Origin of the sequence: Pseudoalteromonas translucida KMM 520 (assembly GCF_001465295.1) — a bacterium.
GTDB lineage: Bacteria > Pseudomonadota > Gammaproteobacteria > Enterobacterales > Alteromonadaceae > Pseudoalteromonas > Pseudoalteromonas translucida.
Window position 1 is genome coordinate 2,183,833 of the sequence record NZ_CP011034.1, and the last position, 26,139, is coordinate 2,209,971.

The 26,139-nt window shown below is 41.9% G+C and carries 15 protein-coding genes, 12 tRNA genes, 3 rRNA genes and 1 other annotated feature; of the genes, 3 read left to right on the forward strand and 27 right to left on the reverse strand.

Annotated elements, in window-relative coordinates; translation table 11 throughout:
• Positions 1-21: 21 nt before the first annotated feature.
• From hda to PTRA_RS10155, 7 genes are all read right to left on the reverse strand, one after another.
• Positions 22-732 carry a DnaA regulatory inactivator Hda gene (gene hda / locus PTRA_RS10120; protein ID WP_172459224.1) on the reverse strand — a complete coding sequence of 237 codons (711 nt, stop codon included), beginning with the start codon at positions 730-732 and terminating at the stop codon, positions 22-24.
• Positions 732-1,787, reverse strand: coding sequence for a DUF2066 domain-containing protein (locus tag PTRA_RS10125; protein WP_058373690.1), 1,056 nt, complete (start codon positions 1,785-1,787; stop codon positions 732-734). Before PTRA_RS10125 ends, hda begins: the two co-directional genes overlap by 1 nt.
• 325 nt (positions 1,788-2,112) lie before the next feature.
• Positions 2,113-2,227 (reverse strand): 5S ribosomal RNA (gene rrf / locus PTRA_RS10130).
• A gap of 147 nt (positions 2,228-2,374) precedes the next feature.
• A 23S ribosomal RNA gene (locus PTRA_RS10135) occupies positions 2,375-5,263 on the reverse strand.
• A 306-nt stretch (positions 5,264-5,569) separates the two neighbouring features.
• Positions 5,570-5,645 (reverse strand) — tRNA-Ala (locus tag PTRA_RS10140).
• A gap of 111 nt (positions 5,646-5,756) precedes the next feature.
• A tRNA-Ile gene (locus PTRA_RS10145) sits at positions 5,757-5,833 on the reverse strand.
• An 89-nt stretch (positions 5,834-5,922) separates the two neighbouring features.
• Positions 5,923-6,518, reverse strand: a sequence feature (most likely nonfunctional fraction of RNA operon).
• Positions 6,519-6,820: 302 nt separating this feature from the next.
• Positions 6,821-8,356 (reverse strand): 16S ribosomal RNA (locus tag PTRA_RS10155).
• The 16S, 23S and 5S rRNA genes sit together here with 2 tRNA genes alongside, the layout of an rRNA operon.
• Before the next feature lie 617 nt (positions 8,357-8,973).
• Between PTRA_RS10155 and PTRA_RS10160 the strand changes: the two genes are divergently transcribed.
• Positions 8,974-10,392, forward strand: coding sequence for an alanine/glycine:cation symporter family protein (locus PTRA_RS10160; RefSeq protein ID WP_058373692.1), 1,419 nt, complete (start codon positions 8,974-8,976; stop codon positions 10,390-10,392).
• A gap of 692 nt (positions 10,393-11,084) precedes the next feature.
• On the opposite strand, the gene PTRA_RS10165 is transcribed toward PTRA_RS10160, so the two are convergent.
• The 14 genes from PTRA_RS10165 to PTRA_RS10230 form a co-directional block, all read right to left on the reverse strand.
• Positions 11,085-11,171: transfer RNA gene (locus tag PTRA_RS10165), tRNA-Leu, on the reverse strand.
• Between the two features lie 38 nt (positions 11,172-11,209).
• Positions 11,210-11,283 (reverse strand) — tRNA-Cys (locus PTRA_RS10170).
• A gap of 19 nt (positions 11,284-11,302) precedes the next feature.
• Positions 11,303-11,378: transfer RNA gene (locus tag PTRA_RS10175), tRNA-Gly, on the reverse strand.
• Between the two features lie 75 nt (positions 11,379-11,453).
• Positions 11,454-11,540, reverse strand: a tRNA-Leu gene (locus tag PTRA_RS10180).
• A gap of 39 nt (positions 11,541-11,579) precedes the next feature.
• Positions 11,580-11,655 (reverse strand) — tRNA-Gly (locus PTRA_RS10185).
• Between the two features lie 75 nt (positions 11,656-11,730).
• A tRNA-Leu gene (locus PTRA_RS10190) sits at positions 11,731-11,817 on the reverse strand.
• 39 nt (positions 11,818-11,856) lie between these two features.
• Positions 11,857-11,932 (reverse strand) — tRNA-Gly (locus PTRA_RS10195).
• A gap of 64 nt (positions 11,933-11,996) precedes the next feature.
• A tRNA-Leu gene (locus PTRA_RS10200) sits at positions 11,997-12,083 on the reverse strand.
• Between the two features lie 37 nt (positions 12,084-12,120).
• Positions 12,121-12,194 (reverse strand) — tRNA-Cys (locus tag PTRA_RS10205).
• Between the two features lie 17 nt (positions 12,195-12,211).
• Positions 12,212-12,287: transfer RNA gene (locus PTRA_RS10210), tRNA-Gly, on the reverse strand.
• Between the two features lie 216 nt (positions 12,288-12,503).
• A complete protein-coding gene (gene pgsA, locus PTRA_RS10215) occupies positions 12,504-13,049 on the reverse strand; it encodes a CDP-diacylglycerol--glycerol-3-phosphate 3-phosphatidyltransferase (RefSeq protein ID WP_058373693.1) in 546 nt (181 codons plus the stop codon).
• Positions 13,050-13,091: 42 nt separating this feature from the next.
• Positions 13,092-14,915 carry an excinuclease ABC subunit UvrC gene (gene uvrC, locus PTRA_RS10220; protein WP_058373694.1) on the reverse strand — a complete coding sequence of 608 codons (1,824 nt, stop codon included), beginning with the start codon at positions 14,913-14,915 and terminating at the stop codon, positions 13,092-13,094.
• A 9-nt stretch (positions 14,916-14,924) separates the two neighbouring features.
• A complete protein-coding gene (uvrY, locus tag PTRA_RS10225) occupies positions 14,925-15,575 on the reverse strand; it encodes a UvrY/SirA/GacA family response regulator transcription factor (RefSeq protein WP_011328582.1) in 651 nt (216 codons plus the stop codon).
• 148 nt (positions 15,576-15,723) lie between these two features.
• A complete protein-coding gene (locus PTRA_RS10230; RefSeq protein ID WP_058373695.1) occupies positions 15,724-16,869 on the reverse strand; it encodes a dicarboxylate/amino acid:cation symporter in 1,146 nt (381 codons plus the stop codon).
• A gap of 493 nt (positions 16,870-17,362) precedes the next feature.
• On the opposite strand from PTRA_RS10230, the gene cysK reads away from it, so the two are divergent.
• Together cysK and PTRA_RS10240 are read left to right on the forward strand one after the other, a co-directional pair.
• The gene (gene cysK / locus PTRA_RS10235; protein WP_058373696.1) at positions 17,363-18,331 is read left to right on the forward strand and encodes a cysteine synthase A; all 969 of its coding nucleotides are present in this window, start codon (positions 17,363-17,365) and stop codon (positions 18,329-18,331) included.
• A 120-nt stretch (positions 18,332-18,451) separates the two neighbouring features.
• Positions 18,452-18,886: a hypothetical protein gene (locus PTRA_RS10240; protein ID WP_058374582.1), complete on the forward strand. Its 435-nt coding sequence runs from the start codon at positions 18,452-18,454 to the stop codon at positions 18,884-18,886.
• An 84-nt stretch (positions 18,887-18,970) separates the two neighbouring features.
• Here the strand turns inward: PTRA_RS10240 and PTRA_RS10245 are convergent, their stop codons facing one another.
• The 6 genes from PTRA_RS10245 to PTRA_RS10270 all read right to left on the reverse strand — a co-directional run bounded on the left by PTRA_RS10245 (position 18,971) and on the right by PTRA_RS10270 (position 26,139).
• Positions 18,971-21,250: an acyl-CoA dehydrogenase gene (locus tag PTRA_RS10245; protein ID WP_058373697.1), complete on the reverse strand. Its 2,280-nt coding sequence runs from the start codon at positions 21,248-21,250 to the stop codon at positions 18,971-18,973.
• Between the two features lie 454 nt (positions 21,251-21,704).
• On the reverse strand, positions 21,705-22,508 hold the full coding sequence (locus PTRA_RS10250; protein ID WP_058373698.1) for a putative porin: 804 nt from the start codon (positions 22,506-22,508) through the stop codon (positions 21,705-21,707).
• A 199-nt stretch (positions 22,509-22,707) separates the two neighbouring features.
• Positions 22,708-23,082 (reverse strand): PH domain-containing protein, encoded by a 375-nt coding sequence (locus PTRA_RS10255; RefSeq protein ID WP_058373699.1) that lies wholly within the window; start codon positions 23,080-23,082, stop codon positions 22,708-22,710.
• Positions 23,082-23,990: an ABC transporter ATP-binding protein gene (locus PTRA_RS10260; protein WP_058373700.1), complete on the reverse strand. Its 909-nt coding sequence runs from the start codon at positions 23,988-23,990 to the stop codon at positions 23,082-23,084. Before PTRA_RS10260 ends, PTRA_RS10255 begins: the two co-directional genes overlap by 1 nt.
• A complete protein-coding gene (locus tag PTRA_RS10265; protein ID WP_058373701.1) occupies positions 23,987-24,814 on the reverse strand; it encodes an ABC transporter permease in 828 nt (275 codons plus the stop codon). The genes PTRA_RS10260 and PTRA_RS10265 overlap by 4 nt, the downstream gene beginning before the upstream one ends.
• A gap of 143 nt (positions 24,815-24,957) precedes the next feature.
• The gene (locus PTRA_RS10270; RefSeq protein ID WP_058373702.1) at positions 24,958-26,139 is read right to left on the reverse strand and encodes a cystathionine beta-lyase; all 1,182 of its coding nucleotides are present in this window, start codon (positions 26,137-26,139) and stop codon (positions 24,958-24,960) included.

Sequence of the window (26,139 nt, forward strand, 5' to 3'; positions counted from 1 at the left end):
AGTGCCTAGATTCTAGACCTACTAGAGCTTTAACGTTGATTTTATAAAAGGAATTGTTAATTTTCGTTGTGCGGCCATAGATGCATGATCTAATTTGTCTAATACGTCTAGTAATGTCCGCATATCACGGCTTAAGCGCGTTAATAAAAATCGGGCGCATTCGTCACTTAGCTCTAAGCCGCGCATTTTTGTGCGTTTAACTAAAGCTTGTGCTTTGTCGTCATCGCTCATGGAGCGAATTTGCAGTGTAGTTCCCCATTTTAGCCGCGATTCTAAGTCAGGTAAGCTAATATTTAGCATGTCGGGGAGTAAGTCTGCGGTCACCACCAACATTTTTTTAGGCTCGTTAAAGCGATTAAAAAAATTAAATAAGGCCTTTTCCCACGCATCATCACCCGCTACCAAATGCACATCATCTATGCATAAAACATCAAGAGCTTCTAAGCCTTCTAATACCATAGGGCCAAAATCAATAACTTCTCGCATAGATAACAGCATATTTGATAAGCCGCGCTCTTGCGCTTGAATACACGTAGCGTACAAAAGGTGAGATTTCCCTGAATCGCCCAAACCACATAAATACGTGTATTGAAAAGATTGCGACAATTTTGAAAAACTGTCTTTTAAATGGCTTACTTCTAAAGAGTCCTCACCACCAAAGTACGAAGTAAAGGTTTCGTCATCGGGCAAAGTAACCGGCAATGCCATTTGCATTGGTTCATGAGTTAGCATTACTCACCAATCCATTGATACTCTAAACTGTTTTTATCAACAACATGATAAAAAGCACTTGGATCAACATAATCTCTAAACGCAGCATCAAGCCCTAATGCTTTTTTTAAATCAACCACACTGCCAGTGTGATTAAGTTTGAACTCAACTAAATCTGGGGTTTTTCGTATAATAGTAGCCTGAGTTACCACACTTAAATTTGATAATCGGCGTTTAGCCAACTCAATATCAACAAAGCTTTGCGTACCTTTTAGGGTTAAAGTTGCTGCCGCTTGCTCGTAATAAGCATTTGGATCAATTGCATATTCATCAGCTAGCCCTTTCGCTAACGTATCTATCATTTGCGCAACAACTTGTTGTTTATCACCCGTTAATCTATTTAATTCAAAAAGGTCATCGTTAGTAAATCGCCAATCTAAAACCCAATTTTCACTATCTGGTTGTTTATACATTCTGGCGGTAATACTGCGCTCAGCACTATAACGCTTAGACGCCTCTTCTACTGGCTCTGAAAAATTACCCCATACTTCAGGAATACCAACTAGGCGTCTGTCTTGTAAATCAAGTAAAGGCACCACAACCGGCAAACCACGTCGCCCTGCTTTATCGTATATTAACTGCTCTAGTTGTGGGTAGCTTTCTTGAGTAACTAGTTCTCTGCGCCAGTTATCTTCAATTCCTAACCATATTGCAATTAATGGTCGTTGCACACCCCATAAAGGTAAGCCGAGCTCTTTAATTAATGCATTAATTTTTCGCGCTTCAAATTTAACAACAAGTTTTAAGTTACCGGTTGTACTCTCGTCGTACTCAAACTTGAGCATGTAGTCTGAAATATCTTGAGTTTTTTGTTGCGCTAAGCTGTTTTGATCAGCACTTTCATCACCGCTGACTTTCACTAAAACATTCAGCAATGCCGTACGACTTGCTGCCAAACGCGTGTCTCGAGTTTTATCATCAACTTTTAAAATATCTTGATAAAGATCAGTTACTTCAACCGCCGATGCAGTAAAGCAAAATATAATTGATAAGGCACTTAATAATAATCTATACACAGGCTGTTTGTTCTTAGTTTTAAACTAATTTGATCCTAAATCAAAGCAACTCACAAAGCAAAATTATATTTGGTTTGTGGGTTGTTAGGACCTAGCACCGTTTAATTAAGCAGTGGTTTTACCTAGTGATGTAGCAAGGCACATAGCAAATGCGGCATAACCATTGGCCGGTGGTGATATTTTTATGATTTGAGTGTCGGGAGTCGCGTTGCTTGCCCAACCTGCGAGTTAGGAGGATGTGAGTGTACATTAATTGCACTACCCTCACTTTTCTGCAGACGTAAAAAAGCCCGACTATTTCTAGTCGGGCTTTCTACAATTTGGAGCCTGGCAATGTCCTACTTTCACATAGCAAATGCTACACTATCATCGGCGCTGTTTCGTTTCACTACTGAGTTCGGCATGGGGTCAGGTGGGTCCAAAACGCTATTGTTACCAAGCAAATTAGGGCGTTAATTCGTATTCCTACAAATTAACTGAATTTGGAAAATATCTGATAATATTTTTTAAGTCTTTCTTCAGTAATATCTACTTTAGTTATATTAACTTCTTGCTTGAACTGTCGCATAAAACGCGTTTGGCGTTGTATGGTTAAGCCTCACGGGTAATTAGTACAAGTTAGCTTAATGCCTCACAGCACTTCCACATCTTGCCTATCAACGTTGTAGTCTCCAACGGCCCTTCAGAGAGCTTATAGCTCTAGTGAGAAATCATCTCGAGGCCTGCTTCGCGCTTAGATGCTTTCAGCGCTTATCAGTTCCGAACGTAGCTACCGGGCAATGCCATTGGCATGACAACCCGAACACCAGCGGTTCGTTCACTCCGGTCCTCTCGTACTAGGAGCAACCCCTCTCAATTCTCAAACGCCCACGGCAGATAGGGACCGAACTGTCTCACGACGTTCTAAACCCAGCTCGCGTACCACTTTAAATGGCGAACAGCCATACCCTTGGGACCGACTTCAGCCCCAGGATGTGATGAGCCGACATCGAGGTGCCAAACACCGCCGTCGATATGAACTCTTGGGCGGTATCAGCCTGTTATCCCCGGAGTACCTTTTATCCGTTGAGCGATGGCCCTTCCATTCAGAACCACCGGATCACTATGACCTACTTTCGTACCTGCTCGACGTGTCTGTCTCGCAGTTAAGCTGGCTTCTACCATTACACTAACCGTACGATGTCCGACCGTACTTAGCCAACCTTCGTGCTCCTCCGTTACTCTTTAGGAGGAGACCGCCCCAGTCAAACTACCCACCAGGCACTGTCCGTAACCCCGATTCAGGGGCCAACGTTAGAACATCAAAACTACAAGGGTGGTATTTCAAGGTTGACTCCAACAAAACTAGCGTCTCATCTTCAAAGTCTCCCACCTATCCTACACATGTAGGTTCAATGTTCAGTGCCAAGCTGTAGTAAAGGTTCACGGGGTCTTTCCGTCTAGCCGCGGGTACACAGCATCTTCACTGCGATTTCAATTTCACTGAGTCTCGGGTGGAGACAGCGTGGCCATGGTTACACCATTCGTGCAGGTCGGAACTTACCCGACAAGGAATTTCGCTACCTTAGGACCGTTATAGTTACGGCCGCCGTTTACCGGGGCTTCGATCAAGAGCTTCTCCCTAAGGATAACCCCATCAATTAACCTTCCGGCACCGGGCAGGTGTCACACCGTATACGTCATCTTGCGATTTTGCACAGTGCTGTGTTTTTAATAAACAGTCCCAGCCACCTGGTCACTGCGGCTCCCGTCCGCTTAGAGAGCAAGTCTCATCACAGATAGGAGCGTACCTTCTCCCGAAGTTACGGTACGATTTTGCCTAGTTCCTTCACCCGAGTTCTCTCAAGCGCCTTAGTATTCTCTACCTGACCACCTGTGTCGGTTTGGGGTACGATTCCATATAATCTGAAGCTTAGAGGCTTTTCCTGGAAGTATGGCATCAGCAACTTCATCACCTTAGTGACTCGTCTCGTGTCTCAGGTTTAATGTTCGTCCGGATTTACCTAAACAAACGCCCTACTCACTTTCACATGGACTACCAACGCCATGCTTGCTTAGCCTGCTCCGTCCCCCCATCGCAATTATATCGAGTACAGAAATATTAATCTGTTTCCCATCGACTACGCCTTTCGGCCTCGCCTTAGGGGTCGACTTACCCTACCCTGATTAACATGGGATAGGAACCCTTGGTCTTCCGGCGTGGGAGTTTTTCACTCCCATTATCGTTACTCATGTCAGCATTCGCACTTCTGATACCTCCAGCATACCTCCCGGTACACCTTCAACGGCTTACAGAACGCTCCCCTACCACTCATCCTAAGATGAATCCGCAGCTTCGGTGCATAGTTTAGCCCCGTTACATCTTCCGCGCAGACCGACTCGACCAGTGAGCTATTACGCTTTCTTTAAAGGATGGCTGCTTCTAAGCCAACCTCCTGGCTGTCTGGGCCTTTCCACATCGTTTCCCACTTAACTATGACTTTGGGACCTTAGCTGGCGGTCTGGGTTGTTTCCCTCTTCACGACGGACGTTAGCACCCGCCGTGTGTCTCCCGGATATTACTTTACGGTATTCGGAGTTTGCAAAGGGTTGGTAAGTCGGGATGACCCCCTAGCCTTAACAGTGCTCTACCCCCGTAAGTATTCGTCCGAGGCTCTACCTAAATAGATTTCGGGGAGAACCAGCTATCTCCCGGTTTGATTAGCCTTTCACTCCTAACCACAAGTCATCCCCTAACTTTTCAACGTTAGTGGGTTCGGTCCTCCAGTTGATGTTACTCAACCTTCAACCTGCTCATGGCTAGATCACCGGGTTTCGGGTCTATACCTTGCAACTATTCGCCCAGTTAAGACTCGGTTTCCCTACGGCTACCCTAATCGGTTAACCTCGCTACAAAATATAAGTCGCTGACCCATTATACAAAAGGTACGCAGTCACCCAACAAGTGGGCTCCTACTGCTTGTACGTACACGGTTTCAGGTTCTATTTCACTCCCCTCACAGGGGTTCTTTTCGCCTTTCCCTCACGGTACTGGTTCACTATCGGTCAGTTGGGAGTATTTAGCCTTAGATGATGGTCCACCTATATTCAGTCAAAGTTTCACGTGCTCCGACCTACTCGATTTCACTTAAAATGTCTTTTCATGTACGGGACTATCACCCTGTATCGTGGCGCTTTCCAGCAGCCTTCCATTAACACATAATAAGCTTAAGGGCTGTTCCGATTTCGCTCGCCGCTACTTTCGGAATCTCGGTTGATTTCTTTTCCTACGGGTACTTAGATGTTTCAGTTCTCCGCGTTCGCCTCGTTAACCTATGTATTCAGTTAACGATACCTGCAAGCAGGTGGGTTTCCCCATTCGGAAATCCTAGTCTCAAGTGCTTTTTACTAGCTTGACTAGGCTTATCGCAAGTTAATACGTCCTTCATCGCCTCCAACTGCCAAGGCATCCACCGTGTACGCTTAGTCACTTAACCATACAACCCCAAACGGGTCTTTGTTGTGTGACAGTTTAACTTCGCCAGAAGTCAATATTGAATACTAAAGTAGATACCAATCAATCAACTCATAAGAGTTAACTAAATGGCACTGAATGGTACTGCTACCATTCTTTTTTTACTTTTGAAAACTCTTGATAAATACAATGTATTCATCAGAATTTTATTATCAGCTTTTCCAAATTTTTAAAGAGCAAGAGAAATAAAAACTTCTCAAAATTAAACACACTTCATTCTCAGGTCGTTTATGACCCGATAAAGAATATTTATTTTTAAGAAGTAAAGTGGTGGAGCTAAGCAGGATCGAACTGCTGACCTCCTGCGTGCAAGGCAGGCGCTCTCCCAGCTGAGCTATAGCCCCACATATGCTGGTCTTACTGTTTGTATACCGACTTTGCTTCCAGGCAAGGCGTGGGAAATCGACGTTTAGTTTACTAAACGAGATATTCCATAACGATGTATGGGAGTAAAGTGGTGGGTCTGAGTAGATTTGAACTACCGACCTCACCCTTATCAGGGGTGCGCTCTAACCAGCTGAGCTACAGACCCAAACAATAAGTGTTGTTCTCTTTACAATTAACAATCATCTGTGTGGACACTACGAACAAATAAGTTCTAAATCGTATAAGGAGGTGATCCAGCCCCAGGTTCCCCTAGGGCTACCTTGTTACGACTTCACCCCAGTCATGAATCACTCCGTGGTAAACGTCCTCCCGAGGGTTAGACTATCTACTTCTGGAGCAACCCACTCCCATGGTGTGACGGGCGGTGTGTACAAGGCCCGGGAACGTATTCACCGCGTCATTCTGATACGCGATTACTAGCGATTCCGACTTCATGGAGTCGAGTTGCAGACTCCAATCCGGACTACGACGCACTTTAAGTGATTCGCTTACCTTCGCAGGTTCGCAGCACTCTGTATGCGCCATTGTAGCACGTGTGTAGCCCTACACGTAAGGGCCATGATGACTTGACGTCGTCCCCACCTTCCTCCGGTTTATCACCGGCAGTCTCCTTAGAGTTCTCAGCATTACCTGCTAGCAACTAAGGATTCTCCGCGTTCGCCTCGTTAACCTATGTATTCAGTTAACGATACCTGCAAGCAGGTGGGTTTCCCCATTCGGAAATCCTAGTCTCAAGTGCTTTTTACTAGCTTGACTAGGCTTATCGCAAGTTAATACGTCCTTCATCGCCTCCAACTGCCAAGGCATCCACCGTGTACGCTTAGTCACTTAACCATACAACCCAAACGGGTCTTTGTTGTGTGACAGTTTAACTTCGCCAGAAGTCAATATTGAATACTAAAGTAGATACCAATCAATCAACTCATAAGAGTTAACTAAATGGCACTGAATGGTACTGCTACCATTCTTTTTTTACTTTTGAAAACTCTTGATAAATACAATGTATTCATCAGAATTTTATTATCAGCTTTTCCAAATTTTTAAAGAGCATATTAATTAGTTATCCCGAAGGACAAGCACTAATTAACAATCATCTGTGTGGACACTACGAACAAATAAGTTCTAAATCGTATAAGGAGGTGATCCAGCCCCAGGTTCCCCTAGGGCTACCTTGTTACGACTTCACCCCAGTCATGAATCACTCCGTGGTAAACGTCCTCCCGAGGGTTAGACTATCTACTTCTGGAGCAACCCACTCCCATGGTGTGACGGGCGGTGTGTACAAGGCCCGGGAACGTATTCACCGCGTCATTCTGATACGCGATTACTAGCGATTCCGACTTCATGGAGTCGAGTTGCAGACTCCAATCCGGACTACGACGCACTTTAAGTGATTCGCTTACCTTCGCAGGTTCGCAGCACTCTGTATGCGCCATTGTAGCACGTGTGTAGCCCTACACGTAAGGGCCATGATGACTTGACGTCGTCCCCACCTTCCTCCGGTTTATCACCGGCAGTCTCCTTAGAGTTCTCAGCATTACCTGCTAGCAACTAAGGATAGGGGTTGCGCTCGTTGCGGGACTTAACCCAACATCTCACAACACGAGCTGACGACAGCCATGCAGCACCTGTATCAGAGTTCCCGAAGGCACCAAACCATCTCTGGTAAGTTCTCTGTATGTCAAGTGTAGGTAAGGTTCTTCGCGTTGCATCGAATTAAACCACATGCTCCACCGCTTGTGCGGGCCCCCGTCAATTCATTTGAGTTTTAACCTTGCGGCCGTACTCCCCAGGCGGTCTACTTAATGCGTTAGCTTTGAAAAACAGAACCGAGGCTCCGAGCTTCTAGTAGACATCGTTTACGGCGTGGACTACCGGGGTATCTAATCCCGTTTGCTCCCCACGCTTTCGTACATGAGCGTCAGTGTTGACCCAGGTGGCTGCCTTCGCCATCGGTATTCCTTCAGATCTCTACGCATTTCACCGCTACACCTGAAATTCTACCACCCTCTATCACACTCTAGTTTGCCAGTTCGAAATGCAGTTCCCAGGTTGAGCCCGGGGCTTTCACATCTCGCTTAACAAACCGCCTGCGTACGCTTTACGCCCAGTAATTCCGATTAACGCTCGCACCCTCCGTATTACCGCGGCTGCTGGCACGGAGTTAGCCGGTGCTTCTTCTGTCAGTAACGTCACAGCTAACGGGTATTAACCGTTAACCTTTCCTCCTGACTGAAAGTGCTTTACAACCCGAAGGCCTTCTTCACACACGCGGCATGGCTGCATCAGGCTTGCGCCCATTGTGCAATATTCCCCACTGCTGCCTCCCGTAGGAGTCTGGGCCGTGTCTCAGTCCCAGTGTGGCTGATCATCCTCTCAAACCAGCTAGGGATCGTCGCCTTGGTGAGCCATTACCTCACCAACTAGCTAATCCCACTTGGGCCAATCTAAAGGCGAGAGCCGAAGCCCCCTTTGGTCCGTAGACATTATGCGGTATTAGCAGTCGTTTCCAACTGTTGTCCCCCACCTCAAGGCATGTTCCCAAGCATTACTCACCCGTCCGCCGCTCGTCAGCAAAGAAGCAAGCTTCTCTCTGTTACCGCTCGACTTGCATGTGTTAGGCCTGCCGCCAGCGTTCAATCTGAGCCATGATCAAACTCTTCAATTAAAAAGTTTTATGTCTTTCGACAGCTCAATGAATTCTGAATTTATTTTAATATCTTTCGATATTGAATTGACTGTGCCGAAGCAACTTATAAATAAGTTACTTCTGTTGGTCACTCAGTTTTCAATTGAGACTCTAATTTGTTTGCCTCGCTAATTACCCATAAAGAGTAAGTAGTTTGGCTGTTAGAACTCAATCTGTACGAGTGCCCACACAGATGATTGCTTTATATTGTTAAAGAACGTTTTGAGTCGCTTTAGCGTCTCAAGGGATGCGTATAATACATCCTTTATTTTTCGAGTCAATACTTTGTTTTAAACTTTCTTTTTGGAAGATTTAAAACCGAAGTTTTATTTAACTCTCTAAGTAGTTCGTGCCTTGCTATGCTTCGGCGTTTCCCTTCTCAGTGGGGTCGCATTATAGGGAGCCGCAGATTTTACGCAAGCGTTTTTATCGCCTTTTTTGCATTTAATTTTTACCCCAAAGATACACAACCCAGACCCACAGGTTACCCACAAAACCCTGTGGATAAGTCATTTTTTTACCTCGATTACTAAACTATTTCTCAAGCTTATGCTAAGTTGCGCGACAGATTTAAACTCGTTGATTAGGCAAATAGCATGACAGATATAATAAACAGTATAAGCAGCCTCTTATGGGGCCATGTTTTAGTATACTTATTAATAGCAGCAGGGCTGTTTTTCACCATTCGCCTTCGCTTTATTCAATTTGTACAGTTTCCTCACATGATAAAAGTGATGTTTTTGAGTCGTAGAGGTTCAGGCGATGGCATTTCTTCATTCCAAGCCTTTTGTACTTCACTCGCAGCGCGTGTTGGTACTGGTAATATGGCAGGCGTTGCAGTTGCACTTTATTTAGGTGGTGCTGGGGCAATTTTTTGGATGTGGCTTATTGCTTTAATTGGTATGGCGACTAGTTTTGCCGAGAGCACATTAGCGCAAGCTTATAAAACGCGTGATGAACAGGGGAACTTTCGTGGTGGCCCAGCTTATTATATGGAATATGGTTTAGGTAAGCGCTGGATGGGCGTTATTTTTTCGCTGTGTTTAATATTAGCGTTTGGTTTTGTATTTAACGCAGTGCAGTCAAACTCTATTGCTGCTGCATTTAAGGTCGCTTTTGATATTCCGAACTACATAGTAGGTATTGCTTTAGTTATTGGCTCTGGGATCATTATTTTTGGCGGTTTAAAAACTATTTCTCGATTTGCAGAAATGGTAGTGCCTTTTATGGCTCTTGCTTATTTACTCGTCGCTTTGTACGTTTGTGCTTTAAATTACTCTGAGCTACCTGGTGTTTTTATGCATGTTATAAATAGTGCATTTGGTATTGAGCAAGCAGGCGCAGGCGCAATTGGCTACGGCGTTATGCAAGCGATGATCCAAGGCATTAAACGTGGCTTGTTCTCAAACGAAGCGGGTATGGGTAGCGCTGCTAACGCAGCAGCAACAGCAACACCTAACCCTCCCCACCCTGCTTCACAAGGGTATGTGCAAATGTTAGGCGTTTTTGTTGATACTATTGTAATTTGTAGCGCTACTGCGGCATTAATTTTATTATCGCAACAGCTAACTGCTGGCTCTGGCTTAACGGGCATAGCTTTAACTCAAGCAGCACTTGAGGAGCATGTAGGTAGCTGGGGTGCAATATTCGTTGCGATTGCTATTTTATTCTTTGCTTTCACATCTATTGTTGCTAATTACTCTTATGCGGAAACAAATTTATTATTTTTAGAGCATAACCATGCATACGGCATGTTGATTTTTAGATTGTTAGTATTAGGTATGGTGATGTTTGGTGCAATGGGTGAGCTACCATTAGTGTGGACTTTAGCCGATATATCTATGGGGTTAATGGCTATTGTGAACGTTATAGCATTATTTATGTTGTCAGGCGTTGTTGTTTGGCTTGCTAAAGACTACAACACGCAACGCCGTGCTGGAAAGTTACCAACCTTCGATCCAACTAAAAATAAGCATCTTGATAAAACAATTCCAAAAGGGATTTGGCATAAGTAATTATAGCTAATATTAGTTAAATTAAAGGGAGGCTATATTGCTTCCCTTTTTTTGCTTTTAAAACACACACCCATTACTGGCTCGCCTTTATATGGCTAATAACGCTTCACTCTACACCTTCATACAATAACCTAAGCCTCAGAGACGCATGAGGCCTAACCTCCCCCTCTAAACTTAGTAACTATGATCTGGCCTATTTAAATAGTAACGCTTTGCCTGTTACTTGTTGCTAACGGCTAGTAATCGCTATTCATGGTAAGCATTAAACTTTGCATTGTAATACGTTCTCATGCTGTAAATACAAAACCCTATACCTAGTGTATAGAGCCCTCATGTTTTTGATTGGTATTATAATTAGGTAAAGTGTAGCCATGTAGCCATGTAGCTATGCGCTGCGGCGTTATTTCGTTACGGGATCTTTGGTATTATCAGCAAGTGTGGCTATTTAATACGTGTGGTATCAATGAATAGCTAATAGCTTAATTGGTAATACTTATTAGGTAAGGCTGGAGAGTTTAAGATATAAATAAGCACTGAATCTAGTATTATTTAAAGGTAATTATTCACTTTAACAGACTGGGTTTTATTGTAGTAATAAGGTGTGTAGTTTGATTATAACGATTTGATGCATAAATACTGGCTAATGTTATGTCAGCTTATAGCATTGTTTATTAATAGTAACAGGAAGAAAGTGGTGCCCGAGGCCGGAATTGAACCGGCACGACTTGTTAGTCGAGGGATTTTAAATCCCTTGTGTCTACCAATTCCACCACTCGGGCATCGAGTTTGCTAATTAAAGCGTGTGGAGTAAATTATATGGAGGCGGAACCCGGAGTCGAACCGAGGTAAACGGATTTGCAATCCGGTGCATGGCCACTCTGCCATTCCGCCTAAATGTATCCAAATAATTTGGAGCGGCACACGAGGCTCGAACTCGTGACCTCGACCTTGGCAAGGTCGCGCTCTACCAACTGAGCTAGTGCCGCATTTTATTCTATAAGCAATGGTATTTACTTATACTATAAATTAGTATTTTATTACTCTGCCACTTTATATAAAAGTGGTGCCCGAGGCCGGAATTGAACCGGCACGACTTGTTAGTCGAGGGATTTTAAATCCCTTGTGTCTACCAATTCCACCACTCGGGCATCGAGTTTGCTATTTAAAGCAAGTGGATAAAACTAATATGGAGCGGCACACGAGGCTCGAACTCGTGACCTCGACCTTGGCAAGGTCGCGCTCTACCAACTGAGCTAGTGCCGCATTTTATTCTATAAGCAATGGTATTTACTTATACTATAAATTAGTATTTTATTACTCTGCCACTTTATATAAAAGTGGTGCCCGAGGCCGGAATTGAACCGGCACGACTTGTTAGTCGAGGGATTTTAAATCCCTTGTGTCTACCAATTCCACCACTCGGGCATCGAGTTTGCTATTTAAAGCAAGTGGATAAAACTAATATGGAGCGGCACACGAGGCTCGAACTCGTGACCTCGACCTTGGCAAGGTCGCGCTCTACCAACTGAGCTAGTGCCGCATCATATTAGTTCTAAATTAAACATTTTATAAATTACACTTGGTAATGTAATTAAACCACAAAGTGGTGCCCGAGGCCGGAATTGAACCGGCACGACTTGTTAGTCGAGGGATTTTAAATCCCTTGTGTCTACCAATTCCACCACTCGGGCATCGAGTTTGCTATTTAAAGCATGTGGAGTGTTGCTATGGAGGCGGAACCCGGAGTCGAACCGAGGTAAACGGATTTGCAATCCGGTGCATGGCCACTCTGCCATTCCGCCTTAACAATGAGATAAACTGGAGCGGCACACGAGGCTCGAACTCGTGACCTCGACCTTGGCAAGGTCGCGCTCTACCAACTGAGCTAGTGCCGCATTTAATATTATTCAGTAAGCTTTCTATCAACTTGCAACGTATTGCAGTAAATATTCAGTAACTGATTAATTACCATTTAGTTTATCTTGGGGGCTATGCCCTCTCAACACGGACGCATTCTACAGAGATTATTAAACGCGTCAATACAAAAAATGCCACTTTTGAACTGTTTGATTATTTTTTATCTAATATGGTGCGTTATTAGACGTTTAGAATCAATTTTTGGTCAATTCACTCCACGCTGATACCAAATATTGCACCATAGAACTCAATGTTAGGAAGGTCGCAATATACAATAAACCAAAACTTAAATAATTCATCCAAGCATCGTATTGCCAAATTAGACCAATAATGGCTAACATTTGTGCTGCTGTTTTTATTTTACCCATATTAGATACAGCCACGTCATCGCGCTTACCTTGTTCTGCCATCCATTCACGCAGCGCAGAGATAACAATTTCGCGGCTTATTATAATAAGTGCGGGGATAGTCATATACATAGACTGATAATGCTCTGATAACGCAACTAAAGCAGCGCACACCATAACTTTATCGGCAACGGGATCTAAAAACGCACCAAAGGGAGTTGATTGCTCTAGTTTACGTGCTAAATAACCGTCGAGAATGTCGGTTATTGACGCAAACCAAAAAATAAAGGCGGCAGCAAAAAGCGCCCATGAATAAGGTAAATAAAATACCACCAAAAAAATGGGGATAAGAAAAAGTCTAAAGGTTGTGAGTGTGTTTGGAATATTCCACATAACTGCTTGGGTATGTCTTTTTTGCTATATTCGCATGAAGGGCTAACCCTTGTCATGCAAATGGTTAAATATCTTGTCAGCCATGTCAGGACTGATCCCCGGTACTTTCTTTAACTGTTCTATATTAGCAGCTTTTACCCCTTGCATGCCCCCTAAATATTTTAATAATGTTTGTCGGCGCTTAGCACCTACGCCATTTATTTCTTCTAATAATGATTGTGTTCGTTGTTTTTGGCGCTTATTGCGGTGACATGCAATAGCAAAACGATGTGATTCGTCGCGTATATGCTGAATTAAATGCAGTGCAGGTGCATCTGAATCCATTGGAATAGTTTTTCGACCACCGTCTATTAACAGTGTTTCGAGACCAGGTTTACGGCTTGTACCTTTAGCCACACCAACTAGCAAGGGCATTTTTGCATGTGGCCAAGTAGCAAAATACTGCTCTGCACGCCCTAATTGCCCTTTACCGCCGTCTATAAAAATCACATCGGGTATTTTATCTTCATCTACTAATTTGTTGTAGCGCTTATTCAGCGCAAACTCCATGGCGGCATAATCATCCCCACCGGTTATTCCGGTTACGTTGTAACGCCTATACTCTTTAGTATTTGGCCCTTGTGAATCAAATACCACACAGCTAGCAACCGTGTTCTCTCCCATAGTATGGCTTATATCAAAACATTCCATTCTGGTTATATCATCAAGGCGTAGGGTAGCTTTTAATTGCGCATAGCGTTTATTAATAGAGTCTTGGGTGCTTTGCTTAACGGTAATACTATTTAATGCGTTTTTATTTGCTAACTGTAAATACTGGGCGCGCTCACCCCGAGTAACTACTTTAAGAGTTACTTTACGCTCACTTATTTGCGTAAGTGCTTGGCCTAATACGTCGCTTTCTTGTATTTCGAACGGCAAAATGATTTCTTTTGCGATACGCCCGGTTGCCCCCGGTGCTAAATAATACTGGCCTAAAAACGAGGTCAGTATTTCTTGTTCACTTGAGTCTTTTGGTACTTTTGGAAAATAGGTTTTACTGCCCAATACTTTATGGTCGCGGATCATCAATAAGTGAATGCCATTTAAACCATTTAAGTGTGCAAAACCCACAACATCCATTTCTGCAAAGTTACCCGAAATAGACTGTTGTTCCTGCATTTTACGCAGCAACATTATTTGGTCACGCACTTTTGCAGCCAGTTCAAAATTTAGCTGCTGGCTCGCGGCTTCCATTTTTTTAATGAGATCGGCAATTACCTCATGTGATTTACCCGTTAAAAACTTACGCACATAATCAACTTGCTCGGTATAATCTTCATCTGAAACTTTATTTACGCACGGGGCTGAGCAGCGTTTGAGTTGATATTGTAAGCATGGTCGGCTGCGCGCACGGTAATAAACATCTTCGCATTGACGTATGGGAAATATTTTTTGCATCAGTCGTAAGCTTTCTGATACCGCTCCCGCACTTGGAAATGGGCCAAAATACTCGCCTTTTACTTTACGACTACCACGATGAAACGCTAATCGAGGATGTTTATGATTAGTGAGTAATATATAAGGATAGGATTTATCGTCGCGTAATAAAATATTGTAACGAGGCTGATATTTTTTTATCAGATTGTTTTCAAGTAATAGCGCTTCGGTTTCGGTATTAGTAAGCGTTACTTCAACATTACAAATATTACTGACTAAAACACGGGTTTTGCTGTCAGTGATGTTACTTCTAAAGTAACTACTCACCCGTTTTTTTAAATGCTTTGCTTTACCAACATAAATTACTTGATTGTCACTATCGAGCATACGGTAAACCCCGGGCTCACTCGATAGTGTTTTTAAAAACTGGACGTGATCAAATTCAGACATAAATAATGATTAGTACGATACGTCTATATCAATCATTTTATAGCGAATAGCTAAATGAGTCAGCTCTACATCGCCACTCACATTTAGTTTTTCAAACATACGATAGCGGTAGCTATTAACTGTTTTAGAGCTCAAATTTAAACGCTCAGCTATACTTTGTGCTTTTTCACCTTTGGTGATCATTAGCATTATTTGCAGTTCACGCTCTGACAAACTCTGAAACGGACTTTCATCAGTGCGCCCACTTACCTGTGCTAATGCAATTTGTTGTGCAATTTCAGGTGCAATATAGCGCTGCCCTGCATGCACACAACGTATAGCACGTACCATTTCATCAGACCCAGCGCCTTTAGTTAAAAAGCCATGCGCGCCAAGTTGCATTACGGTACTAGGATACGGATCTTCACAATTAACAGTAAGCACTATAATTTTTACATCGGGGCAATAACGACAAATCTTTTTCGTCGCCTCAAGGCCACCAATGCCGGGCATATTCATGTCCATAAGTACTATATTGGGTGAGTGTTGACGACAAAATTGCACTGCCTCTTCACCTGTTTTAGCTTCTCCAACAACTTTAAAGCCTCGTACATCGTCAAGAATCCGCCTGATCCCTGTTCGTACCAACTCATGGTCATCAACTAAAAGTACATTAATCAATGGAACATCCTCACTAGCCTAATAAAATGCAATTTAATAATATTAATTTGCCACAATAACATAGTTAAAATAAAACAATAACCGATATTATTTCATCGTTTAAGGTGTGTTAATACATGTATATTAACAGATTAACACACCCAGTTTATTATGCTTTTTCGCTAAAGCGATCTACCCACAAAGCAATAACGCCATCACCGGTTACGTTACACGCAGTACCAAAACTGTCTTGTGCTAAATACAGGGCAATCATTAAAGCTACTGCGCCTTCATTAAAGCCTAGCATAGTTGTTAATAAACCCAATGCCGACATTACCGCACCACCTGGTGCACCTGGCGCGGCAATCATTACCACACCTAGCATCATAATAAATGGCAACATGCCTATTAATGACGGGGCTTGCATACTTGGTGATAAAAACATGACCGCCATTGCACAGGTTACAATGGTAATTGTAGAGCCCGATAAATGAATAGTTGCACAAAGCGGAACCGTAAAGTTGGCTACGTCTTCTTTTACACCATTCGACTTACTTGATTGTAATGATACCGGAATTGTTGCAGCGCTAGACATTGTGCCCAAAGCGGTAAAGTACGCTGGTAGCATATTTTTAATTAATTCGATTGGGTTGCGTTTCAATAACAAGCCTGTAGATACATATAAAACAGTAAGCCATAACCAGTGCATAACCAGCGCTGCAATAAGTACTACGCCAAATGCTTGTAGGGTATCAACAACTGTTCCTGCTACCGTCATTTCGGCAAATACACCTGCAATATAAAATGGTAATGCCGGTATTATCACCTTAGATAATAAGCTATCAACAATATCGCGCCCCTGATCTGACACCGTTTTAAGTGTAGTCAATTCAAGCTGACTCATGCCAATACCAAATATAAATGCGCTCATTAATGCAGTCATCACGCCCATTAGTGGCGGAATTTCTAAATCAATAAAGCTACCAACTTGTATCGCTGTTTCAGCTTCAAATGTAATACCGCCGCTTAAAAGCGGAATTACTGCGCTCACTAGTAAAAAAGCCAGTGTGCCAGCAATAACAGTAGAGCCATAAGCAAAACCAACTGTTTTGCCTAATAAGTGCCCCGACCCTTTTGGTAGCCCAGCAATACCCGATGCAATAAAAAATAAAATGATCAGCGGTATAGTAAAGGAGATCAATTGTCCGATCAGTTCTTTTACAGTATATAAAAGTTCAACGCCTATTAGTGGTAAATAGAGTCCAGCTAAGATACCGGCCACAATACCGGCAATTAATTTTAAGATTAACTTCATTGTGATTGCTTTCTTGAATTTAGATACTGTGTTTTTATCATGTTTTGCATAGCTTGTATCATAAAACTGTTCAACTGCAGTTCATTTGCACAAATAAGCAACAATACGGTGAGTATTAAGTCTTTAATAGATTAATTGTTAAAATATAAATAAATATAACGCGCCTCTCACAAGCTTATTTCTTCACTAAAGTAACACTTGTAATAATCACGAGGCCAAGTTTTTATTTAATTAGGATTTATTTATCTTTTAAGCGTTGTTAGCGCTAATTAATTGGCAGTAACCACATTAGGTACGCCCTACCTAGCTTAAAAACCAACCACACTGCGGTAAATTCAAGCACGAGGAATAAACATATGCTCGTTATAAGCCCAATAAATATATGTTATAGCCAAACTTTACTTTAATTTTTTTAAACTCACAGTAAAGTATGCTTATATAGTTAATAGCAAAACTACTAACATGTTAAGCGGATTGTATCCAAAGGAACATTATGTCTACTATTTTTGAAGATAACTCACTAAGCATTGGTAATACACCGCTGGTAAAACTTAACCGTGTTACCGGTGGCAACGTATACGCTAAAATTGAATCTCGCAACCCAAGCTTTAGTATAAAATGTCGTATTGGTGCATCAATGATTTGGGAAGCTGAAAAATCGGGGCAGCTAACTAAAGATAAAGAACTTATTGAGCCTACATCTGGTAATACCGGTATTGCGCTGGCGTTTGTGGCAGCATCTCGAGGCTATAAACTAACCCTTACCATGCCAAATACTATGAGTTTAGAGCGCCGAAAACTGCTCAAAGCTTTAGGTGCAAACCTAGTACTAACCGACGGCGCAAAAGGTATGAACGGTGCAATTGATAAAGCAAAAGAAATTCAAGCAACCGATCCCGATAAATATATTTTATTACAACAATTCGAAAACCCGGCAAACCCTAAAATTCACTTTGAAACCACAGGTCCTGAAATTTATGATGCCCTTGATGGTAAAGTAGACTTTTTTGTTGCTGGCGTTGGTACTGGCGGCACTATTACTGGTGTTAGTCGCTACCTTAAAAACGAAAAAGGTCTCAATGTAAAATCAATTGCTGTTGAGCCAACAAACTCACCGGTTATTAGCCAAACACTAGCAGGTGAAGAAATTAAGCCTGGCCCACATAAAATTCAAGGTATTGGTGCTGGCTTTATTCCTGGTAACTTAGATTTAAGTGTTATTGATGGTGCAGAGCAAGTGTCTAACGAAGATGCTATTGCGATGGCACACTTACTAATGAGACAAGAAGGTATATTAGTGGGTATTTCATCTGGCGCAGCAGTTGTTGCAGCAAAGCGCATTGCTGAAAAGCCTGAGAATGCAGATAAAAATGTAGTGGTTATTTTACCAAGTGCCACAGAGCGCTATTTATCAAGCCCCATGTTTGATGAAGAGTTTAGTGAACAAGAGCTCGTACAGTAATTATTTTGTTGGGAAAAGGATGCGCTTAGCATCCTTTTTTATTACTTATTTATTCGCCCCCCTTTACATCCGTGCAATAAAGCCACACACTTTGTAAAGAATGAATAAATTATATTGATGATGAAAAAACTAACCTCTTTTTTAAGCTTAACTTTTTGCCTATTTATTATTAGCTGCACTGAAGAAGTTGCCCAAGTTAATAGCACTCCGGGCGATGCTGCAACCGCTTATTTTGACGCGCTTTATAATCAAAAAAATCTGCACAAAGCCAGCACTATGGCAACCCCAAACCTTGCCCGCATTATGAAATCATACGGTACTGCTAAGCAATTTTCTCGCACCTTAGTAAACATGCAATATGATCAAGTAGTCATAGAAGTTGATATGTCTAATATGAGCTTGCGTGAGCAATATGGCGATTCGGCTAAAATTAATCTTATATTTACCGGCACTCTAAATGGTAAAAGAATTGATGATATGCGCAGCGTTAAAATGCGCCATAAAAAAGGCCTATGGTATATAGATAAAATAGTGACCGATCCTTACGCTCGTTAACTTAAATGAATTAAACGCAAAAAGGCCTTACATTTGTAAGGCCTTTTCGTTTTAGTTATTATTTTTATTGCTTATATCACTGCGTTACAGTTCACCAGGTTGAAAGTTGTCAACTGCTATGGCTTGCTTTCTTAACTTATTAGCATGATGCATTGCATCGGCATCGGTTTGCTTTAATAAATCGTTTTCAAGCGCGTAATTAATCGCCCCCTCAATATCAAGCGTAGCGGGCACCTTCCCTTTACGCTGCCATTGTTTTAGATCTTTAAATTGTGTTTGCATATCATGCATTGCTAAAAATGCACTTTCCATTACACCTGTCCCCGCATTTTCATCCACATAACATAAATGCGTTAAGCGATTTCTAAATACACCAGGTTGAGTCATATGCTTACAAATGCTTTGTGCAATGGCATCACTTGGTTTGTGATAATGATTACCAAGTGGGAATACAATACGCTTGAGCACAAAGTTAACCACTGGGTTTGAGAAGTTTTTAAAGAAACCATCAAATGCTTGGCCAATTTCATACAATGACGTTTCTATTGCGTATTTAACAAAGGGTAAGTCGGCTTGTTGACGCCCTTCGTCTTCAAAACGTTTTAGTACGGTTGACGCTAAGTACAAATGACTTAGTACATCACCTAAACGTGCCGATATCATTTCTTTACGTTTAAGCTCTCCGCCTAACATGAGCATGGCTACATCTGTACATATGGCAAGACCGCGGCTCATTCTTGTCAATTGCTTATAGTAAACTGCCGTTTCGCCACTTACCGGTGCTTTGGCAAAGCAACTACGCGTTAAACCATGCACAAATGCCATGCTGGCGTTGCACGCGGCAAACATAATATGGTTCATTAATAAACCATCAAATTGCTCCAATGCAGCGTCATCATCTTCCATCGCTGCCGCTTCCATTTCTTTTAATACAAACGGATGACAACGTGTTGCACCTTGGCCAAATATCATTAAGTTACGCGTTAAAATATTAGCGCCTTCTACCGTAATCGATACCGGGATCCCCATATAGCCATGCGCTAAATAGTTATTTGGACCAACCTGAATGCCTTTACCAGAATGAATATCCATCGCATCGTTCATTACTGTACGACCCATTTCAGTCATATGGTATTTAGCAATAGCGGTAACAACTGAAGGGCTGAGTTTTAAATCAATTGCACCCGCTGTCATTAAACGACACGACTCAAGCGCATAGGTTAAACCACCAATACGTGCAAGTGCTTCTTGTACACCTTCAAACTGACCAATAGACACACCAAACTGTTGGCGTACCATGGCGTAAGCCGAGGTCATTTTAGCGGCTAAATGCCCTGTTGCAGTACTTAACGCCGGCAATGAAATACCACGCCCTGCACTTAAGCACTCAACCAACATGCGCCAACCACGTCCAGCGCCTTGTTGCCCGCCTATAATCCAATCAAGTGGAATAAACACATCTTTACCGTATGTTGTGCCATTCATAAATGCCATATTTAGTGGGTAATGGCGCTCGCCGGTTTCAACTCCTGGATGATCAGTAGGGATAAGCGCACAGGTAATTCCCAGCTCTTTTTCTCCACCTAATAAACCATCAGGATCATACATTTTAAAGGCAAGCCCTAAAACCGTAGCCACAGGCGCAAGCGTAATATAACGCTTTGACCAATTTAAACGCAGGCCTAAAACCTCCTCGCCATTATGATCCCCCATACACACCACGCCTGAGTCAGGAATACTTCCTGCATCAGATCCGGCTTCTGGGCCTGTTAGTGCAAAACAAGGTACATCTTCACCAGTCGCCAACGTAGGCAACCAGCGATTTTGTTGCTCTGTAGTACCGTAATGCAGTAGTAATTCACCTGGGCCTAAGCTATTAGGTACCATTACGGTAACAGCCGCTGTTAAGCTTTTTGTGGCAATTTTTGACACTATAGTAGAGTTTGCAATCGCAGAAAATTCACGCCCACCAAATTTTTCAGGAATTATTAACGCAAAAAAACCTTCCGATTTTAAGTAATCCCAAACATCTTTTGGTAAGTCTTTATCTTTTTGCACAATTTGATAATCGTCAAGCATAGCCAATAAGGTTTCTACTTGATTATCCATAAAGGCGTTTTCTTTATCACTTAGTTCAGGCTTAGGAAAGCGATGTAGCTTTTGCCAATCAGGGTTGCCACTAAATAGCTCGCCATCCCACCAAACGTCTCCGGCTTCCATTGCTTCACGCTCGGTTTGCGATAACGGCGGCAATACCTTTTTAAACATTTTAAAGGTAGGTCGACTGATTAAATTGAGGCGAATATTTTTAACTGCAAATATAACCACCACCACCACGACCAGTAATATAATAAAAAATGTCATGTGCATATTCCTTGATACATTGAATGAAAATAGTGGTTTAATTATGACCGTTCTCTAGTTAAATACAATCATTCTTCAGTCGTAAGTTATGCTTAGTTTGCTTAATGTCATCACTATTAAGTTAATCAATAACGATAGTTAACCTGAGCTCCGGATAATAAATCTATCTCAAGCAGCTATTTCCAGCGCTAACTGCGTTGAATTTACTTGCAATAGGCCAGCTATTGACGCGTAAATTCGCCTTATTTTTACTGAAAATCTCTGGCTAGCGAAAATAAAGTTAAATATAACTATGATTCAATACGTTAGTAAATCTCTTAACCAGAGATCAGGTTAGTTAATAATTAGCTATCGCTTTGCGCCCATTTACTTTACAAAAAATCACAAAAAAGCCCGCTTAGTAATAAGCGGGCTTTTTATTTTTGTTATTAAATAAGCTAATTATCAGCCTTAATTAAAACTGAAAACGCATGTTAGCAAAGTAAGCATCGTTGCCTGAATCATCAGCATTGTTACCGTAACCAACTTTAATACCTACATTTTCATTAATGAAATGCTGAGCACCAAAGCTGTAAGCATCTTGCTTGTTGTAGTTAGCGAATACAGATGTTCCTTTTGAGAAGTAGTAGTTAGTTTCTGCTACCCATTGGTTTTCTGCATCATCAATGCTCTCGTACTTACCTTCAAACGTTAAGTAGTTACCTTGCTGCAAGTCAATAAAGTATTTAGCTGCAACTGCACGGTAATCAAAGTCGTCATCAGCGGTTACTGTTACACCAATGTAGTCAGTGCTGTTTAGCATGTGGTTGTAAGCTAAATCAAATAACGCATAGTTATCGCCATCTTTATCTTCAACTAAAGTTACTTTAGCTAGTAAATTTGGGTTAAAAAAGAAACCACCTGACAATTTGTAAAGTTCATTGTGTGAACCAGTATCAAGGTTACTGTAAGATGCGCCTACTACAAAGTTGTTAATAAAGTATTCGCCACCAACTGAAGTTACGTCACTAGAGTCATCGTCAGCATAGCTGCCATATACATTACTTTGTTTATTAATGTATTCAAACTGATCGTACGGGCCTAAGGTTTTTTTAGGCGATAAATAGTAAATAGAATCCACTGCAACTGTGTTGTTATTGCTGCTAGTTTCATGCTTAAAGCCTAGGTTACTAATTGACTGATAGCTATCTGCTGCCATTGCAGTGGTTGCAGCGCTAGATAATAAAATACTTGAGATAATAACTGCTAACTTTTTCATTATGATAAATCCCTATTTATATTACTTTTTACGTCTTAGCTGGGTAGCTGAGATCGAGGGACATGCTAACGCTGTGAAACTGAATGAAAACTTAACTAAGCACTTGTATTTATTAAGTTAATTGTAATGAAGTGTAGGTATGTGTAAGATTAAAGTAATTGCAACACCGTGCTAACAACTACTTTAACTAAACTAAGTATTACAGTGCATATTGGCTAATAATACGATAAACATCATTAATATTATCGCCAGACTTAAAGTCTTTACTAATAGGTGTAGGATCTGAGCCGACCCATATTTTCAGCTCGGCATCTAGATCAAAATGCCCTGCACTTTCTTTACTAAACTTTGTTATTTTTGAATAAGCTATACTGATCATTTCCATTTTAGAACCAGTAACCCCTTGTTTATCTATCAAGATTAATCGCTTGTTAGTAAAAATAAACATATCGCGTATTACTTTATAAGCCTTTTCAACCTGCTCGCCTTCTATTAAGGTATTTAATAATACTTTTTCTAAATCGGCATCATCTACTTCGCTAGCGTTACCCATTAATCCACTGAATAATCCCATTATAATTTCTCCTGTTTAAAAATTTGATTCTCTAGGGTGTGCCCGTTCACAAGCTGCCTATATTGCCAGTTATGCTGATGGCAAAAGTTAAGCAATGCAATATCAAGCGGTTCACCTGTAGGCTGGTACTCAATTACAAACTCTTTATGTTGGCTCATATATACACGGCTTATACCTGCTATCGATTGCAACTGCTGCTCTACATTTTGATAGTTTTCATTAAGCATTAGGGTATAAAAATGTGTATCTGACTTGTTTTCTTTGGTTTGGTGCTCGCTTAAAACGCCTTTATCTAAATGCAATACTTGCGAGCAAAGTCGCTCCAGCTCAGTTAAATCGTGCGAGCTTAAAATAAACGTAGCATGCTCACTTAAATCAGAAACCAGCTCGCGTACTTCTCTGGCATGAATAGGATCAAGCCCCGCAGTGGCTTCATCAAGCATTACAATTTGCGGTTCACCAATAAGCGCTTGTGCTATGGTTACACGTTTACGCATACCGTGGGATAAGTCCCCTGCACGCTGCTTTGCTATTTCTTTTAGGCCAACTAAATCAAGTACACGTAGCGCCTCAGTTGTGCTTTGCTTATCGCCCATACCCTGCAGTTTTGCATAAAAGGCAAGTTGCTTATCTATATTAAAACGAGGGTCAAGCTGCGCATCTTGCGGTAATGCACTTACTTTATTAAATAAAGCCGCGCTGCCAGGTTTATGCCCTAATATTTCAAGGCTGCCTTTATTGGGCGCTATATAGCCGCATAACAAGCTAAATAAGGTGGTTTTACCCGCGCCATTTGGCCCAACAAGCGCCACTGGCGCGCCTTTATTAATTTCAAAGTTCACATTATTAAGTGCCAATTTTGCACCATACGATTTACTCAAACCGCTGCCTGTAATTAATGGTCTCATAGTGAGCTCCTTGCAAAAACACGCTGAGCAATGCTTAGTAACACCGCTGTTTGAATCAGTGGAATAGCCACGGCGCTTAATAATGGTAAATTTTGTCCCGCTAATAGCTCTATTTGTACACCCGGAAATAAATAATCAAGCATACCTAATGCAGGTATTTGCCACTGCAATATACCAACAACAATACCGCCTGCCGTAAAATATAAAATTGCCAACACTATAGATAACCGCGATGAGCGAGCAAAGGTATTTATCAACGTCATCAGTGCTACAAATGGGCACAGAGTAACCACTAATATTAAAAATATAGAAAGTGCGCGGACAAACCCACCAGCAAGTAAACTTGGATCTCTAAACCCCAACACAGCGAGCGTTGCCACTAGGGTAATACCCACCAAGCATGCTAATACCGCTAATTGCCCTAAAAAACGACCAAAGAGTATTTCAAAACGTGTTGAACGCAGCGATAAAAAGCGAAGCGTGCCACGCTCTCTATCGCCTACCGTTTGGTCGCTGCAAATAAACACACTAAATATCGGAAAGCTATACAAAGCAATCAGCCAATACATAGCAAACTCGGCCTCAGGCCAGTCAAGTAATTTACTTAAACCTATAGAGCCAGATATATCACGGGCGATTTGTTCAAAATCGGGCGCACTTACAATGCCTACCGCTTGCCCTATTGGGTAGCGCAGTATTATTAGCCACACCAATGCAAAGGCAGCTAATGCAATGAGCCCACGTTTAGTTAAAAACATACGTACGAGCTCAAAGCCTGCTATTTGCGTTAGTCGCCCTATGTTTATCGGTAATGGTGTTGCCATTGACTATCCTTAATGACTTTTTGTTTTCAGTATATTTATCCACACTAAGTGTAAACACCTTGAATTACCAGCAAAAAAAAGCTCACCTATGGTGAGCTTTGTAACAATACATTTTAATGTAATAGCATAAATTACATTAAAAATTATAAATGCTGCTTATAAACCTCAAGTGCTTGGCTTAAGTCGTTGATTAAATCGTCTACATCCTCAAGGCCAATATGCAAACGAATAACAGGCCCTAAATTCCAACCTGTATCAGAACGTAATCCTTTCATGGTTAAATTAGCGGTTACTAAACTTTCAAAGCCGCCCCACGAAAAACCCATTTTAAAATAGTGTAGACTATCTAAAAACGCATCGATGGCTGATTGATTCCCTGCTTTCATAACTATTGAGAACAAACCGTTACTGCCATCAAAGTCTCGTTTAAAAAACTCATGCCCCGGGCAAGTCGTAAATGCTGGGTGGCGAATATGATCAACAAGCTCATGTTGCTCAAGCCATGTAGCCACTTCTATTGCTGCTTTTTCGTGTTGATTTAAACGCACAGCCATAGTGCGTAAACCTCTAAGTGCTAAATATGCATCGTCTGCGCTAGTACATTGCCCGAGTAAATAGGCGTTTTCGCGCAAAGTTAGCCAATACTTTTTATTAGCAACCGCCACGCCCATCATTACATCAGAATGGCCTACTATATATTTAGTAGCTGCTTGAATACTAATATCAACACCATGTTCAAGCGGACGATAATGCAACCCGTTGCCATAGGTATTATCAAGCATGGTCATTATGTGGTGCTCGTTTGCTACTTTTACCATAGCCGGTACATCTTGAATTTCCATGGTAATAGAGCCCGGCGATTCCAAAAACAATACCTTAGTGTTTGCTTTAATGTAGTCTTTAATTCCCGCGCCTATGGTAGGTGGGTAATACGTAGTGCTAATACCCAGACCGGCTAGAATTTTATCGCAAAAATCACGAGTAGGTTCATATACATTATCAACCATTAAAATATGGTCGCCGGTTTTTAAAAACGACAGCAAAGTTTGGCTAATTGCAGCAGCGCCACACGGATAAAGTACACACCCTTCGCCGCCCTCAAGCTCAGTAATAGCTTCTTGCAGCGCAAAGTGGGTAGTTGTGCCTCTACGGCCATAAAATAAGGTTTTGTCGCCACATGTTTTAGCGGCTTTTTTTAATTCAGCTACCGAGTCAAATACTATGGTTGATGCACGTTGCACAACCGGATTAACGACACCGTGGGTATAGGCTTTTTTACGCCCTGATGTAACAAGTTGGGTGTTTTTATTGCTTTTGCTCGTCAT